At 38.3% G+C, this 17494-nt stretch carries 7 protein-coding genes; all 7 read left to right on the top strand.

The genetic code is table 11. From position 1 onward, the window contains the following. Positions 1 to 111: 111 nt before the first annotated feature. The 7 genes from CHB68_RS10490 to CHB68_RS10460 all read left to right on the top strand — a co-directional run bounded on the left by CHB68_RS10490 (position 112) and on the right by CHB68_RS10460 (position 17483). A complete protein-coding gene (locus CHB68_RS10490) occupies positions 112 to 2529 on the top strand; it encodes an ABC transporter permease (protein ID WP_089260836.1) in 2418 nt (805 codons plus the stop codon). A gap of 23 nt (positions 2530 to 2552) precedes the next feature. Continuing rightward, positions 2553 to 4901: an ABC transporter permease gene (locus CHB68_RS10485; RefSeq protein WP_089260835.1), complete on the top strand. Its 2349-nt coding sequence runs from the start codon at positions 2553 to 2555 to the stop codon at positions 4899 to 4901. An 85-nt stretch (positions 4902 to 4986) separates the two neighbouring features. After that, the gene (locus CHB68_RS10480; RefSeq protein ID WP_089261251.1) at positions 4987 to 7386 is read left to right on the top strand and encodes an ABC transporter permease; all 2400 of its coding nucleotides are present in this window, start codon (positions 4987 to 4989) and stop codon (positions 7384 to 7386) included. A gap of 161 nt (positions 7387 to 7547) precedes the next feature. Beyond that, positions 7548 to 9980 carry an ABC transporter permease gene (locus CHB68_RS10475; RefSeq protein WP_089260834.1) on the top strand — a complete coding sequence of 811 codons (2433 nt, stop codon included), beginning with the start codon at positions 7548 to 7550 and terminating at the stop codon, positions 9978 to 9980. A gap of 227 nt (positions 9981 to 10207) precedes the next feature. Further along, positions 10208 to 12607, top strand: coding sequence for an ABC transporter permease (locus tag CHB68_RS10470; RefSeq protein WP_089260833.1), 2400 nt, complete (start codon positions 10208 to 10210; stop codon positions 12605 to 12607). Positions 12608 to 12649: 42 nt separating this feature from the next. After that, positions 12650 to 15040 (top strand): ABC transporter permease, encoded by a 2391-nt coding sequence (locus tag CHB68_RS10465; protein ID WP_089260832.1) that lies wholly within the window; start codon positions 12650 to 12652, stop codon positions 15038 to 15040. Between the two features lie 34 nt (positions 15041 to 15074). After that, the gene (locus tag CHB68_RS10460; RefSeq protein WP_089260831.1) at positions 15075 to 17483 is read left to right on the top strand and encodes an ABC transporter permease; all 2409 of its coding nucleotides are present in this window, start codon (positions 15075 to 15077) and stop codon (positions 17481 to 17483) included. The last annotated feature ends 11 nt before the right edge of the window (positions 17484 to 17494 follow it).

Here is a 17494-nt window from a genome sequence, read left to right as displayed (position 1 = left end):
ATGTTCAGGTGGGGACAGGCAATAAGTAATCAACCAAACCAAACCAACCAACCAAACTTATCCCTTAATCACGGATAATAATTAAATCATCGATCAATAAAAACGAGAGCCATGTTCAGAAACCATCTTAAAATAGCTTGGAGAAGTATTAAGAAGGATACGCTATTTGCCACCATTAAAATTGGTGGCTTTGCTGTTGGTATAGCGGCTTGTCTTTTAATAGCCTTATTCATTCACAATGAAGTAGGTTATGATCAGCACTATACCAAAAAGGATCAGTTATATAGAGTAGTGTTAGAAGGCATGTACAAAGGTGAAGTCATGAAAAGCACTCACTTTCAATTACCCTTTGCAGAAGCCTTGCAAAATGATTTTCCAGAAATAGTAAAGGCAGGGAAAATAAATACAATTGAAATTTTTGGGGCAGGTAAACGCGGTATTCGCTTAGCTGGGGCAGCTCAAAATAACTTGGAAACCGGCTTTATGCTTGCGGATCAAGAAGCATTTGAACTTTTGGAAGTGAAGTTGCAACAAGGTAATCCTAAAACCGCATTGGCAAATCCAAAAAGTATTGTCATATCGGAATCCAAAGCGGCAAAGTATTTTAATGGGGATAAAATTTTGGGCGAAACCATCATTTTAGATAATGATGCGAGTACTCCGTATACGGTAACCGGGATCATGAAAGATGCTCCAAAAAACTCACATCTGGCCTATGACTTTCTGTTACCCATTGAAGACACCAATGCAAACTGGACCAACCAGAATTACTTTACCTATGTGTTGGTAGATGACCATACGAACGTGCGGGAATTGGAGCAAAAAATGGTTTCTATTGTTGAAGATTATATTATTCCCGCACAGCGCGAACGAGGGCGTGCTCCAGACTTTATTGAGGTGCTTAGAACCATGAAGTACAAACTACAGCCTATAACCGATATTCATTTGTATTCGGATATTAAAATGGCAGATGGTCTAAAGCATGGCGATATACGTTTTGTTTGGCTTTTTGCCGCTGTAGCCGGTTTTGTGTTATTATTGGCGGTAATCAACTTTATTAATCTTTCTACCGCAAAGTCTGCCAATAGGGCTAAAGAAGTTGGCTTAAGAAAAACCATTGGTGCTTATAAAAGCAATTTGATAACGCAATTTTTGACCGAATCTATGGTGTTTAGTTTTGTGTCTTTTCTATTAGGCGTGCTATTGGCTTGGGCATTACTGCCAACATTTAACAACATGGCATCTAAAGCGATAGAAATGCCTTGGTCTGCTTGGTGGTTTGTTCCGGTAATAGTAGTTGCTGCTCTTTTGGTAGGAGCTTTGGCGGGCTTATATCCGGCATTTTATTTATCGGCATTTAAACCGGTAAATGTTTTAAAGGGAAGTCTTAGTATTGGCAGTAAGAGTGGCAAATTAAGGAGCGGACTCGTTGTTTTTCAATTTACCACATCGGTAGTGCTGATCATTGCCACCTTGATTATTTACAAACAAATGGACTTTATTCTTCAAAAAGAATTGGGGTATGATAAGGAACAGGTTGTTGTTCTAGAAGGTACCGGAATCTTAGGGGAAAGTGCTGAAAATTTTAAAGAACAACTTCTACAATTGCCACAAGTGAAATCGGCTACCATTTCTAATTATTTGCCGGTAGATGGTGGTAGTAGAAACGGTAATACATTTAGAAGGGAAGATGAAGGAAATGAAGGTAGAGGTATACCTGCCCAAATCTGGAGAGTAGATTATGATTACATTAAAACGCTGGGTATTTCGGTTAAAACAGGAAGAGATTTTTCTAAGCAATTTGCGTCTGATGCTTTAAACTCAATTATTATAAATGCCAATATGCAACGTGAATTAGGCTTGGAAAATGCTATTGGGAAAGAAATAAACAATAACGGTCAACAGTTTAAGGTCATAGGTGTAATAGATGATTTTCACTTTAAGTCCTTAAAAGAAGATATTTCTTCGCTATCGCTCGTAATCGGTAAAGATTTAGGGTCTATATCGCTAAAGTTGGAAAAAGGAAATGTGAATGAAGCCCTGGCTTCAATTACTTCGGTTTGGGATAAAAATGTGCCCAGTCAGTCCATTAATTATAGTTTTTTAGATCAAGAGTTCAGCCATATGCATGATGATGTGGAACGCATGGGTAAAATATTCAACAGCTTTGCCCTGTTCGCCATTTTAGTTGCTTGTTTAGGTTTGTTTGCACTGTCTGCCTTTATGGTAGAACAACGTAAAAAAGAAATCAGCATTCGCCTGGTTTTAGGCGCTCCGTTTAAAAGCATCTATAAATTGCTTACCGTAGATTTTATGAAACTGATTATAATTTCTATCGCCATTGCCGTACCTGTAGGGTGGTATTTAATGAGCCGTTGGTTAGAGGATTTTGCCTACCACATTACTATTGGTTGGGGCATATTCTTTATCGCAGGATTCATTGCATTGACCATAGCTATTTTGACCATAAGCTATCAATCTATAGGCGCTGCACTGATACAGCCTTTAAAAAGTTTAAGGAAAGAATAATTCATCATCAAAAAACGAAAATCATGTTCAAGAACTATTTAAAGATCGCTTGGAGAAACCTTTGGAAGAACAAAGGCTATAGTATGCTGAATATTTTTGGTTTGGCAATAGGTATCACCTGTGCCGCCATGATTTTGCTTTGGGTTGAAGATGAGGTGGGTTACGATGCTAATTTTGATAAGCAAAACGTGGTATATTATGTACCCACCAATCAGCAATATGAAGGTGAGTGGCGTACCTTTTTTCAAGCTACTCCTGGTCCTTTAGCAGCGGTCTTAAAAGAAGAAGTGCCAGGAATTGTCGGGTCAGCAAGAACAAAGGGAGAAGATTTTTTATTTCAGGTAGGTGAAACAGCTATAAATAAAAATGGACGTTACGCAGATCCTGATTTTTTAAGTATGTTCAGTCTATCATTTGTAGAAGGTAATTTGGAAACTGCTTTCAAAAATGTAGATGCTATTGTTATTTCGCAAGAAACGGCCACTCAATTATTTGGTGAGGATACCTCGGCAATGCACAAGGTGGTTAAGATAAATAACGAAACTAATTTTACGGTTACAGGAGTTTACGAAGATTTGCCGCACAACGTAACCTATAGTTTTGATTGGGTAGCTCCTTTTGAACGATTTGCAAAGGATAATGAATGGGTAAAAGAATATGGAGCAAATTTTTCTGACACGTTTGTGGAACTCTCTCCCGAAGCAAATGTTGATGTGGTCAATAATAAAGTAAAGGCAATACTGCCATTGAAAACCGAGGACGATGAAACCATCGCTTTTTTATTCTCCATGAAAGATTGGCATTTGCGTTCGGCATTTGAAGGCGGTAAAAATGTAGGAGGACAAATAACGTATGTACGACTGTTTAGTCTTATTGCACTCATTATTTTATTAATTGCTTGTATCAATTTTATGAACTTGGCTACGGCTCGTAGTGAGAAAAGGGCGAATGAAGTAGGGGTGCGTAAAGTTTTAGGCTCTGGGAGAAAAGGTTTGATCTCTCAATTTATGGCAGAAGCGATAATCACTGCAGGGTTATCTGCCGTGTTAAGTGTGCTTTTGTTAAAGTTATTGGTGCCGCAATTTAATACGATGATCGGCAAACAATTAGCGCTAAACTTGTTTAACCCAACGCATTTGTTAACGCTGTTAAGTATTACATTGATTTGTGGTTTGGTTGCAGGCTGGTATCCCGCATTTTATTTGTCCTCTTTTAAACCTGTAGACGTTTTAAAAGGAGCAAGAAGGACAAAAGGAAGTGCCTCAATGATACGTAAAGGGCTGGTAGCTACACAGTTTGTTGTATCCATAGTATTTATCATTAGTACCATTATAGTCTATCAACAAGTACAGCATGTAAAAGGACGGGATTTAGGCTACAATAAAGAGAATCTGGTTAAAATTCCCGTTACCGGTGATATGATCAAAAACTTCAAACCTATTGAAGAAGATATTAAAGCTTCGGGGATGATAGAAAGCATCGGGTTCATTAATACGGATATTTTATCCGGTGGAAATAATACATCGGGGTTATCCTGGCAAGGCGGAGTAGATACTGAAGATGTTCTGGTATCGGTTAGAGATATTACAGCAGATTTCTTCAATACTACAGGAATGAAGATTATAGATGGACGCGGATTTAGTAACAATCCTGCACAGGACAGTGTCAATATTATTGTAAGTGAATCTTTTGCTAAACTTATGGGAAGCGGCAGTGCCGTAGGTAAAACTATAGAAGAAGATTATCCTGTGATAGGCGTAGTAAAAGATTATGTGTACGGAGATATGTATGGTTCAAGTGATCCCGTCATTTTTTTTAACGACCCTAGTCAAGCACGTTTTATGTATGTAAAAACAAAAACGGGTATGGAAACAGTATTGGCACTAAATGCAATGGAAGCAACGTTGCACAAGTTTAACCCTGCGTTTCCTTTTGAATATGAATTTGTAGATGACACTTACGATGCCAAATTTAAGAGTGAGCAGTTAATTGGGAACCTTTCTCAAGTTTTTGCACTGCTCGCTATCCTAATATCTTGTTTGGGACTCTTTGGCTTGTCCGCTTTTACTGCGGACCAACGTAGAAAGGAAATTGGCGTACGAAAAGTGCTAGGTTCAAGTATTACAGGTATTGTGGGCTTATTATCTAAAGATTTTATGAAATTGGTAGGTATGGCAATAATAATTGCAACGCCAATAGCCTGGTTGTTAATGCAGAATTGGTTAGAGGGTTTTGCATACAGAACTTCAATTAATGCTTGGGCGTTCATAATTGCCGGGGCGGTAGCCATTGTAATAGCGTTGTTGACCATTAGTTTTCAAGCTTTTAATGCAGCAAGGGTAAACCCGGTAAAAAGTCTAAGAACGGAGTAGTATATTTTATAATTATCTCTTCGCATAGTTGAAGATGCAAATTTATTTAAGCTACTTAATAAAATTAAATCAAAAAACGAAAAGCATGTTCAAGAACTATTTAAAGATCGCTTGGAGAAACTTATTGAAAAATAAGGGATATTCCGTTGTTAATATGGGAGGATTAGCTATAGGTATGGCGTGTTTTCTTATGATTTTGATGTTCATAAACAATGAATTTTCATATGACAACTATCATGAAAAAGGAGAGCAAATTTATAGGGTGGTGCATCATATGGGCTCTGCCGAGGCAGAGGACAAATGGATATGGGGCAATGCACCTATAGGATCGGCCTTGAAGGAAGATTTTTCTGAAGTTATTGAAAAAGTGCAGTTTTCCGGTAGATCAGATGTATTATTGAAGTATAATGCCAATGCTTTTCAGGAAAGTAATTGTTTTTATGTAGACGCTACTGTTTTTGATGTCTTTACTTGGCCCTTACTTTCCGGAAATCCCAAAACTGCATTGGAGGCACCTTATACCGTAGTCTTGACGGAGAGTACCGCAAAAAAGTATTTTGGAAATGAAGATCCTATGGGCAAGGTTATTGAAGGAGTTGGTGGTCGTGCTAACGACGGAAAGTATACGGTTACAGGGGTAATGAAGGATGTGCCCCAAAACTCACATTTCAATTTTGATGTATTGCTTTCAATGAGTTCGTTCTACCAGACAAGACCGGGGATATTCGATGCTTGGGGTTATGTTGATTTCTACACCTATTTTTTGGTGGATAATAATTTTGATTTAGCTGCTTTTCAGTCAAAAATGCCTGCATTCTTGGATAAACATCAAACAGAGGAAGAAAAGGAATATTACTATAATGTCTCCTTTGAGCCTTTAAAGGATGCGTATTTAAATTCTGATGCGGTACGGCAACCCGGTACGGTAGGTAGCCTTTCCAATATTTACATTTTTGCCATTATAGGACTATTTATACTTGTTATCGCCAGTATAAATTTTATGAACTTGGCAACGGCAAGATCTATGGAGCGGGCCAAGGAAGTAGGAGTAAGAAAAGTGATCGGTGCACACAAAAAAGGTCTTGTGTATCAGTTTTTGAGCGAGTCGTTGATTATGGTCTTGGTAGCTGCGGCAATAGGTTTGATCGTAGTTGTGGTTTGTATTCCCTGGCTCTCTGCCATTACCGGAAAACAATTTAGCATTTATGAGGTCTTTGGTTCTTACATGTTGCCCCTATATATTGGTGTGGCAGTCCTTACGGGACTTTTTGCGGGGAGTTACCCTGCATTTATATTGTCAAGTTTTAGACCGTCAAGGGTTTTAAAGGGTTTGGTGAGTTCTTCGCCACAAGGGGTCAATCTTAGAAAGGGTTTGGTCATTTTTCAGTTTACCCTTTCCATTGCATTAATAGCCAGTACTGTAATTGTATATTATCAATTGGGTTTTATGTTGAACAAAAATTTAGGGTTTGATATGGACCAGCAAATGATAATAGATTTTAATTGGGACGGTCAAATTCTGGATAATATAGAAATGGTCAAAACCGAGCTTAAACGATTACCGGAGGTTAGTTCTGTTGCAGGTTCGCGTACTGTGCCCGGAACGCATTTCCCTGCAGCGGGCACGGAAATAGAAACGGTAGATGGTGGCATGGAACATTATGAACCTTTTTTGTATGAAATAGACTTTGATTTTATTCCTCATTATGAAATTGAAATGGTTGCGGGTAGGCCATATTCTAGGGAATTTGTAACGGATTCCGTGAGTGCAATGATCGTTAACGAAGCTGCGGTCAAATCATTTGGATATGCCGATCCGGCAGATATTATAGGTAAAAAATTTGAGCAATGGGGCAGGGAGGGCACCGTGGTAGGGGTCGTTAAGGATTTTAATTATATGTCGCTTCACCAAGAAGTGGCCCCATTGTCCATGCGCTATTCCAGGTTTGGGAAATACCTATCTCTAAAGATCAAGACTGGAGATATACAGCGTACTATTGCACAGGTAGAACAAAAATGGGCAGAATTGGCTCCGCATAGGCCATTTCTTTATCGTTTTTTAGATAATAGTTTCAACGAGCAATACCAAGCGGATTTTAGGTTTAGAAAACTGTTTACCCTTTTCTCTTTCTTGGCCATATTGATCGCTTGTTTAGGATTGTTCGGTTTGGCAACATATAGTGCTATGCTACGTACAAAGGAAATAGGGATACGAAAAGTATTGGGGGCAGAAGTCTCAAGTATAGTGGCCTTATTGTCCCAGGATTTTATAAAATTGGTGTTGGTGTCCATCTTCGTTGCAACACCATTGGCATGGTTTGCCATGAACGAGTGGCTTAAAATATATGCCTATAAAATAAATATAAATTGGTGGGTATTTGTTCTGGCCGGACTTGTTGCGGTGGTGGTCGCCATTATAACGGTTGGCTATCATGCCATACGATCGGCAAGGGCAAATCCTATTAAAAGTTTACGAACGGAATAAACGACCTGTAAAAAGATTGGACAATTTTTGTCTAAAAATTTTACACTATTCTAAATGTATGAAAATGTATAATTCTGAAAATCAATTCATTACGTTAGTGGCACGAATTTAGTTCTTTATACATCATAAAGTTATTCATCATCAATCAAAATACGGGAACTATGTTTAGGAATTATATTAAAATAGCCTGGAGGAGTCTAAAAAAGCAAGCCTTTTTCACTTTTCTAAATACATTTGGTCTAGCCATAGGTATGGCTGGGGCATTGATTATATCGCTATATATCTACGATGAGCTTAGCTACGATAAAATGTTTGCCGATGCAGATAGGATTTATCGTATAGATTCTGATATCAAATTTGGTGGAGCGGAAATTAAGGCAGGGGAAGCTGCCGCACCAATGGCGGAAACTTTAAAAAGAGACTATCCGCAGGTAGAAGCTTCAGTGCGTTTTAGAACTATAGGTAGTGCTTATGTTAAGAAAGTTGGAGGAAATAAAAGTGCCAAAGAAAACTATATTACCTATGCCGATTCCACTGTTTTTGAATTCTTTGGGATAGACTTACTTGCAGGTGATGCCAAAACGGCATTAACGGGTACCAACTCTTTGGTGCTTACTAAAACTGCAGCAGAAAAACATTTTGGTTCTACAGATGTTATAGGTCAAAATTTATTGTTGGATAATACCGATACATATACGGTAACAGGTATCATAGAAGATATGCCCAAAAATTCTTATTTCAATGATTACAGTGTGTTTTTGGCAATGGCGGGCAACGTGGCATCAAGAGAAGATAATTGGGGCGGTAATAATTATTTTACATTTATAAAGTTAATTCCCGGGGCCAAGGCTGAGGATTTTCAAGAGCCCTTACAAGGTATGTTAGAGCGCTACATGTTGCCATGGGCACAAAAATATTTTCCGGGTATGACGGCAGAGTCGTTTGCGGCATCCGGTAATTACATTCGGTACCACACCATGCCCTTGACCGATATTCATTTGCATTCAGATAAAAGCTCGGAAATGAGTGCAACGAGCAGTATTCAGAATATCTACATTCTTTCTTTTATTGGACTGTTCTTGATTATTTTGGCAAGTGTTAATTTTATGAATTTGTCTACGGCTCATTCGTTAAAGAGAGCCAAAGAAGTAGGTGTGCGTAAAACCTTGGGCTCAAATAAATTGAATTTGGTCTTTCAATTTTTAACCGAATCAGGATTAATTGCATTTGTGTCCTTACTTGCGGCACTATTGATTACACTGGTAGCATTGCCTTTTTTCAATGGCTTTACGGGTAAATCAATTGAAATTCCGTTTACTCAGCCCTTATTCTGGCTGGCATTAATAGGGGCAACTATGTTACTTGGAATATTGTCAGGTAGCTATCCTGCATTTTTTATGTCGAGGTTTACACCCGTTAAAACGTTAAAAGGTAATAGTACTGAAAGTGTGGGGAATGGTAGGGTACGTAATGCCCTAGTTATTTTTCAATTTTCAATTTCGGTATTTCTTATTATCAGCACCTTAGTGGTATTTCAGCAATTGAATTACATTCAGAATAAAGATCTGGGCTTCTCCAAGGACCAAGTATTGTTAATAAATGAATTGGGTGCATTAGGGTCCAAAACCAAGGCTTTTAAAGAACAGATTGTGAATATGGGTTTTGTTAAGAGTGCTACGTTAAGTAATTATTACCCAACACCATCTTGGCGATCAGACTCTTCATTCTTTGAAGAAGGTTCTAGAGATCAAGAAAGTGCCATACAAATGCAAGAGTGGGACGTAGATACAGATTATCTAAAAACTATGGAAATGGAATTGGTTGCCGGTCGTGATTTTAACCCGACGTATGCATCGGATTCTACAGCCATAATAATCAATGAAGCTACGCTGCCTATTTTAAATGTAACGGCAGAAGAAGCATTAGGCTTACGTATATCAGAAGAAATAGAACAAGAAAACCCTACCTACTATACCATAATTGGAGTGGTTAAAGACTTTCATTATAGAACGCTGCGTACAAATATTAGTGCCTTGGGTATGCATTTAAATTCAAATGCCCAAAACATGGCGGTAAGAATGAGTGGAGGAAATTATGCAGATAATATTAAAGCCATTGAAAATACGTGGAACACTATGGCGCCAGGTCAACCTTTCGATTACCGGTTTATGGATGAGGCCTTTAATACCACTTATGAAGCAGAACAAAAACTGAGTCAGATATTTTTCATTTTTACTATTCTATCCATTTTCATTGCTTGTTTGGGATTATTTGGATTAGCTGCCTTTAATGCTGAGAAGCGCACTAAAGAAATTGGCGTTAGAAAAGTATTGGGGGCTACTGTAAGTCAGATTTCATATCGGCTTACGGTAGATTTCCTAAAATTGGTAGGCGTAGCCATATTGATTTCTTTGCCCGTAGGATGGTATGTCATGAATAAATGGCTAGAAGATTTCTCTTATAGAATAGAGATTGGTGTTGGGGTATTCTTTTTGGCAGCTGTATTGGCCATTATCGTAGCAATACTAACGGTAAGCTACCAAAGTATAAAAGCGGCAATCGTTAATCCCGTGAAAAGTTTACGGTCAGAGTAGTTAAGATTAGTTGTAATAAACTACTTGTAACATTCTAATTTTTAAGTAGTCCTTGTAAATATATTGTACATCTTTTGTCAAAATATTTTACATATGAAAATTTACTTGTAATTTAAGTATCTAGTAATTAGATGCTTAACATAATGGCACGGAATTAGTTCCATATTTTATATCATCAATCAATCAATGTTTAGGATTAACTAAATATCAACCAAAAAACGAACATCATGTTTAAGAACTACCTGAAAATAGCTTGGAGAAATCTTCTTAAAAATAAAGGGTATACTGTTATAAATGTGGGTGGACTAGCCTTGGGAATGGCGGTTACGCTCATCATTGGGCTATGGATTCAAGATGAACTTACCTACAACGACTATTTTAAAAATAAAGATCGTATTGCCCAAGTTTTTCAATCGCAAACCTTTAATGGCGAAACAGGTACCGGCCCTGCCATTCCAAGACCTTTGGAGAAAGCCTTAAAAGATGGTTATGGCGATAGTTTTAAACACGTGATCATGTGTTCTTGGACCAATGATCATTACTTAAAATATGGTGAAAAGAGCATATCCAGACCGGGTAATTATATGCAGCCAAATGGACCGGAACTTTTTGGCCTAGAAATTATAAAAGGCGAAAAGGATGGGTTACGCGAAATCAATTCTATTATGTTATCCGCATCCACCGCAGATGCCTTGTTCGGTAATGAAGATCCAATAGGTAAAACGGTCACGGTAAGCAATGAGCATAAGTTGAATGTCAGCGCGGTATATAAGGATATACCGGTAAATAACTCCTTTAACGACACCGATTATATCATTCCTTGGGAGAAGTATTTAGCAGTAAACGAATGGATTCGTAATGCAGAGGATTCGTGGGGAAACAACTCCTTTCAATTGTTTGTACAGTTAGCGGATAATACTACAATGGAGCAAGTATCCAACTCCATTAAAATGGTGAAACAGGACCTTAATGAAAATTCTAGGGAATTTGATGCTCAGATTTTTTTGTTTCCTATGAAGGATTGGTACTTGAGAAGTAATTTTGAAAATGGTGAACAAGTAGGTGGTCGTATAAAATACGTATGGCTATTTGGTATCATTGGTGCTTTTGTATTGTTATTGGCGTGTATCAATTTCATGAATTTGAGTACGGCTCGTTCAGAGAAAAGGGGCAAGGAAGTAGGTATACGTAAATCTATTGGATCACAGAGAGGACAATTGATCTATCAATTTTTGAGTGAATCCTTTATTGTGGTTTTGTTTGCTTTTGTCGTGGCCTTATTAATGGTGCTGCTATCCTTGAACGGTTTTAACGAACTCTCCAGAAAAGAGATTTCCTTTCCTTGGGGGAATATTAAGTTTTGGGGGGCATCTTTGATATTTATATTGTTCACGGCAATAGTGGCTGGGAGTTATCCGGCCTTGTATCTTTCTTCCTTTAGGCCCGTAGATGTGCTTAAGGGCACTTTTAAAACGGGTAAATATGCAGGTTTGCCCAGAAAGATACTGGTCGTGTTGCAATTTACGGTCTCCGTTGCATTTATTATAGGTACCGTTATTGTTATGCAACAGATAAATTTTGCAAAGGACCGTCCGGTTGGGTATGATAAGGAAGGGTTAATACAGATACCCACTTTTAGTCAGGACTTTAATGGAAAATATGATTTAATGCGGGCGGAATTCATTGGCTCAGGTGCTGTGGTGGAAATGTCAACATCTAGTAGCCCAACCACCAGAATATGGTCCAATAGAAGCGGTTTTATTTGGGAGGGGAAACCAGAAGGTTTTCAAGAAGATTTGGCATGGACCGAGGTTTCTCCGGAATATGCAAAATCCCTTAATATGAAAATTGTAGAAGGAAGGGATTTTTCAAGGGATTTTGCAACCGATTCCTTGGGCGTTCTTATCAATGAAACGGCCAAAAAATATTTGGGTATGGAAAATCCTGTAGGGCAGTTGTTACGAGACGATGATGATGAAGATCCAAATCCACCATTAAAAATAATAGGGGTGGTTCAAGATATGATTACGCAATCTCCTTATGAACCGGTAAAGCAAGGAATGTACGTATATGACCGGTTCAATAATGCAAGTTATTATAACCTGAGATTAAATCCAGATAAAAGTGCATCACAAAATATTGCAACGATAGAACGAGTGTTTAAGGAGCATTTTCCTGACATTCCTTTTGAATATGATTTTGTTGATAGTGAATATGGCGAAAAATTTGCATCCGAGGAGCGCATAGGAACCCTGTCCGGAGTATTTACGGCACTTGCCATTTTAATTAGTTGCTTGGGGCTATTTGGGTTGACATCTTTTGTGGCGGAACAACGTAAAAAGGAAATAGGTGTACGTAAAGTATTGGGCGCTTCTATTTTTAATGTATGGAACATGCTTTCCAAGGACTTTTTAAAGTTGGTGGTCATCTCTTGTTTTATTGCCGTACCTATAGCTTATTTCATTATGAACGGTTGGTTACAGGAATATCCGTATCGGGTAATTCTTAAATGGTGGATTTTCGCCTTGGCCATGATGGGAGCTATGTTGGTAACCATAGCTACCGTAAGTTTTCAGGCAATCAAGGCAGCAAGGGCAAACCCTGTAAAAAGTTTGCGAACGGAATAAGGGAAAGGTCATAACGTATCAATCAAACCAAAAAAATAAATCATGTTCAATAACAACTTAAAAATTGCTTGGAGAAGTCTAAGGACAAATAGATTGTTCTCAGGAATAAATATTTTAGGGCTTTCCCTTGGCTTGGCCATTACCATTGTCCTATTCTTATTTATAAGTTATGAACGGAGTTTTGATACAGAATATGAGCAAAAGAAAGATATTTTTAGGGTTTTGGTCCATACCGATGAAAGTTATGATAAGCAAGTACTATGCACGGCACCCGCAGCAGTAGCTCCAGCGCTTAAGACTGATATACCAACCGTAAAAAAGGCGGCCCGCATCTTAAGACATGGTTTTGGCGAAACAGCTTTTGTTAAGGTTGGCAACACCAATTTTTTAGAAAAAGAACTTTACTGGTGCGACCCGGAACTGTTTGAGATTTTTAATATACAGATCGTAGAGGGCAAATCATACAAGGCTTTGGAAAGACCCAATACGGTAGCGTTGTCCCAGAGTACGGCAAAAAAATATTTTGGCGGTGAAAACCCTATTGGGAAAACTATTTTAGTGGACAATGAAGATCATTTAGAGGTTATAGGTGTTTTTAAGGATTTTGCGTCCAACAGTTCGATTTCATATAATGCCATAGGTTCATTTAGTTCCACTTTTGCGTATAAGGAGCCAAGTTGGGGAAATTCCAGTTTTGAGACCTATGTCCAGTTAGAACCTAATGCATCTGTTGCTACCACAGAGATGCAAATGCAAACGGTTTTGGATAAAAATGTAGATAAGGCAGGGCAATGGTTCTCGTTTTCATTGCAGCCTTTGGAAAAAGTACATTTATTTTCTGCAGGGTATGTCAATTCCTATTCAAACAATATTGGGGACATTGCTGAAATACGCAACTTGACATTTCTTGCACTATTGATTTTATTGATCGCTTGTGTCAACTACATGAACTTGATGACGGCAAAATCGCAAAAGCGTACCAAAGATGTTGGTATAAATAAAACTTTAGGGGCATCCTCAAAAAGTTTGGTTGTGCGTTTTTATGCGGAAACAGGCTTGGTAACATTTATTTCCCTGCTTATTGGTATAGGTATTTCGGCTTTATTGATTCCGGCATTTAATGCTATAACAGGTCAGGAATTGCAAATTTCATTGTTATTACGCGTAGAAATGTTATTAGGATTGGGTTTGTTCTGGTTAATTACCAGCTTGGTTGCCGGTTCCTATCCTGCCTTTTATCTTTCCAGGTCCTCACCAAAAGCTGTTTTAAATACAGGTACCAACAGTGGTAAAGGGGTTATAACTTTAAGGAAAGGATTGGTGGTTCTGCAATTTGCGGCATCGGTGGTTTTAATAGTTGCCGTAACTGTTATTAACCAGCAATTACAATTTATGCAGCAACAGAAACTGGGTTATGAACCTGAAAATACAATTGCTGTAACCACGGGAGGAATACGTGGAGCAGCTATTAAACAAACATTGGTAGAGGAGTTTAAATCACTAAGTTCCGTATCTGATGTAGCCATGGCCCAAGGTTTTCCGGGCATTTCCGTTAGCGGTCGTATGTTGTTCAAAAATGAGAACGATGAAAGTGGTCTCCAATTAAGTACTAATCATTCAGACGCCGAGGTTATTGAGCTATTAAAATTAAAACTGTTGGCAGGTAAAACATTGCCATTGGTAAAACAGGAAGGAGATACGCTTATAGAAGTTGTTCTGAACAAAAAGGCCATAGACTATTTGGGGTATTCACCGAAAGAAGCAATAGGTAAAAATGTTTTGATAGGAGGTTTTGGTAATAAAGCTAGAATAACCGGAATAGTGGATGACTTTAATTACGAATCTCTTCATAGGCCAATAGGGGCCTATGCGTTCCATAATTTTAGAAGTGAGGCTAAATCTTTTGTTCTTATGCGGGTTAAAAGTGCAGACCTAACGGAAACGTTGAACCAATTGAAATCAACCTTTGAATCCGTTATTTCAGATGCCGCCTTTGAATATGTCTTTTTGGACAAAAATATGGAACGCCTTTATGCACAAGAACGTAAAACAGCGTTCATGGGGCTTATATTTTGCGTATTGGCAATTTTTGTAGCCTGTTTGGGTCTTTTTGGCTTGGCCGCTTATACGGCAGAACAACGTAAAAAGGAAATTGGTGTCAGGAAGGTATTGGGCGCTTCTGTATTAGGTATTGCGCAAATGTTGTCCAAGGATTTCCTAAAACTGGTCTTGGTTGCTGTTACCATAGCGTTCCCAATGGCATATTGGCTAATGACCAAATGGCTGCAAGATTTTGCATATAGGGTTGACTTGGGTTGGACCGTGTTTGCATTGGCAGGAATACTGGCCCTTTTTATAGCGCTGTTTACGGTTAGTTTTCAGGCCATAAGTGCGGCTTTGGCAAACCCTGTAAAAAGTTTACGGACGGAGTGATAGATACGTCATCAATCAATCAAAAACGAGAATCATGTTTAAAAATTATTTAAAAGTAGCTTGGCGAAATTTAGTAAAGGACAAAACAAATACCGGCTTAAATGTAACGGGATTGTCGGTAGCTTTTGCCGTTGCAATATTGTTGGCTATGGCCGCTGTTTTTCAACTTTCCTATGATGGTTTTCATACCAATGGAGATGCTATTTATAAAGTTGTACGTACGGAACAAACACCCAAAGGACCTAAGGTGGGTGCCGTTCAACCAGCACCTTTAGCCCCTGCATTATATTCAGAAGTTCCAGGGGTAAAGCGTATTGCCCGCTGTGTTGAGGACGGCACGCTTGCCCTTTATAAGGGAAAAGAGGTAAGTATGGATGTTATTTGGGTAGACCAGGAATTCTTTTCCATGTTCAGCTTCCCTGTTCGTAATGGCAATGACAAGAATCCTTTAGAAAATTTAAATTCTGTTGTAATGACCAAAGATGGGGCAGATAAATTATTTGGGTCAACAGAGGTTATAGGTAAAACAGTTAATCTTTTGGTCAATGGGGAAGAAAAACCGTTCACGGTAAGTGCTATCGCGGATAATATTCTTCCACAGAGCAATTTAGATTTTCAAATAGCTGCTAGATTTGAAAGTCATAATGAATATGGGGTGAGTAAAGAAGCATGGGATAGACAATATCATGCGGTATATGTAGAACTTGAGGAAGGTTTGGCGGCATCGGACTTTGAAAAAAGCAGTGAAGCATTTATTGATCTTCATTATGGGGAAGGAATAGAACGGTTAAAAAGAGACGGTGCCACGGCAGATGAAAATGGCCGTTTTATAAATCTTAAACTAGTACCACTTAAAGATGTGCATTTTGCAAGTTTTAAAAACGGATTTGTTGAGGTGAGTAGAAGTGGGCCGTACCTCATCTTTGGTATTGCCTTGTTAATAGTGTTCATTGCCTGTATAAATTATATAAATATGAGTATTGCCAAAACGGCAAAGCGCTTAAAGGAAATAGGTATGCGTAAAACCTTAGGGGCACAAAGGCAGCAACTATTTTTTCAATTTTGGAGTGAAAGTTTGTTTGTCTTTTTACTATCCATAACTATAGGTGTAGTATTCAGTGCCGTGTTTTTAAGTGATTTTAAATCCATATTCAATACACAGATTTCTTCAGAACTACTTATGTCACCTGTGTTTTTAATAGGACTTTTACTTACGGTTTTTGCTATTACCATGTTGGTAGGTGGTTATCCGGCCCTATTGATGAGTCGTTTGGGAACCATACAGTCTTTAAAAGGAAAGTTGGAATCTTCCGGTAATAATAAGGTGAGGAACGTACTTATGGTATTTCAATTTGGCATAGCTATACTTATGATTATTGGGACATTGGTGTTATGGGGTCAAATTGATTATATGCGAAATAAGGATTTAGGGTTTGATAAGGAACAGGTGGTCTCCTTTCCATTAAACGGCAAGCGTAATAGTCATGATATGGTAGCATTGTTGCGTGATGAGTTGAACGGTAATCCGGATATAGTTTCGGTAAGCGGTTCTGACAGTAATTTGGGACTTGGAAAAGATGGTAGTAGGTCTTCTAGTGGTATCGGTTTTGAATATAAAGGCCGTATAGTAATGACGAATTTTTTGGTGGTGGACAATGAATATGTTCAGACCTTAGGGTTAAACTTGGTAGCCGGAAGAAATTTTGAGAGTGCCGGTGATAGCTTAGGGGTGGTGATCAATGAGGCAATGGCCAAAGAATTGGGTGAGCAAGATCCGTTAGTTTCACAATTAGAGATTGATGATGGTGTATTCTATCCCGTTTACGGGGTTGTTAAAGATTACAACTTCAGGGATTTAGATCAGGAAATTGCACCCATGACTTTTTTTATGAGCAGGCAACAAAACCTTACCTATGGCTTTGTAAAAGTATCACCGGCAAATATGGCCAATTCTTTTGCAGCCATAGAAAATGCTTGGAAAAAACTGGAGCCTAATGCAGAATTCTTAGGGTCTTTTTTAGATGAAAATATAGATAGGACTTTTAGAAGGGAAAAGACAACGGCTAAAATGATAACAAGTGGTTCTATACTGGCAATTATATTAAGTTGTATGGGGCTATTTGCAATGTCTTTGTTAATCGTTTCACAGCGCACCAAGGAAATAGGCATTAGAAAAGTTGTAGGGGCAAGTGTTTCTTCAATTACCTATATATTGACCAAGGATTTTTTAAAATTGGTATTGATTGCCTTTGTAATTGCTTCACCAATTGCATGGTGGGCCATGCGTTCATGGTTACAGAACTATGCCTACAGAATTAATTTAAGTATATGGTATTTTGTAGCAGCTGGGGCTTTAGCTTTGGTAATAGCCTTTCTTACCATAGGTACACGTACGGTTAGGGCAGCTAGGGCCAACCCGGTGAAAAGTTTACGAACGGAATAAATTTAAACCAA

This window comes from Maribacter sedimenticola, from assembly GCF_900188415.1.
In the GTDB taxonomy this organism is placed as follows: Bacteria; Bacteroidota; Bacteroidia; order Flavobacteriales; family Flavobacteriaceae; genus Maribacter; species Maribacter sedimenticola.
Note: the sequence above shows the minus strand (reverse complement) of the source record. Positions and strands in the feature narration are given on the sequence as shown.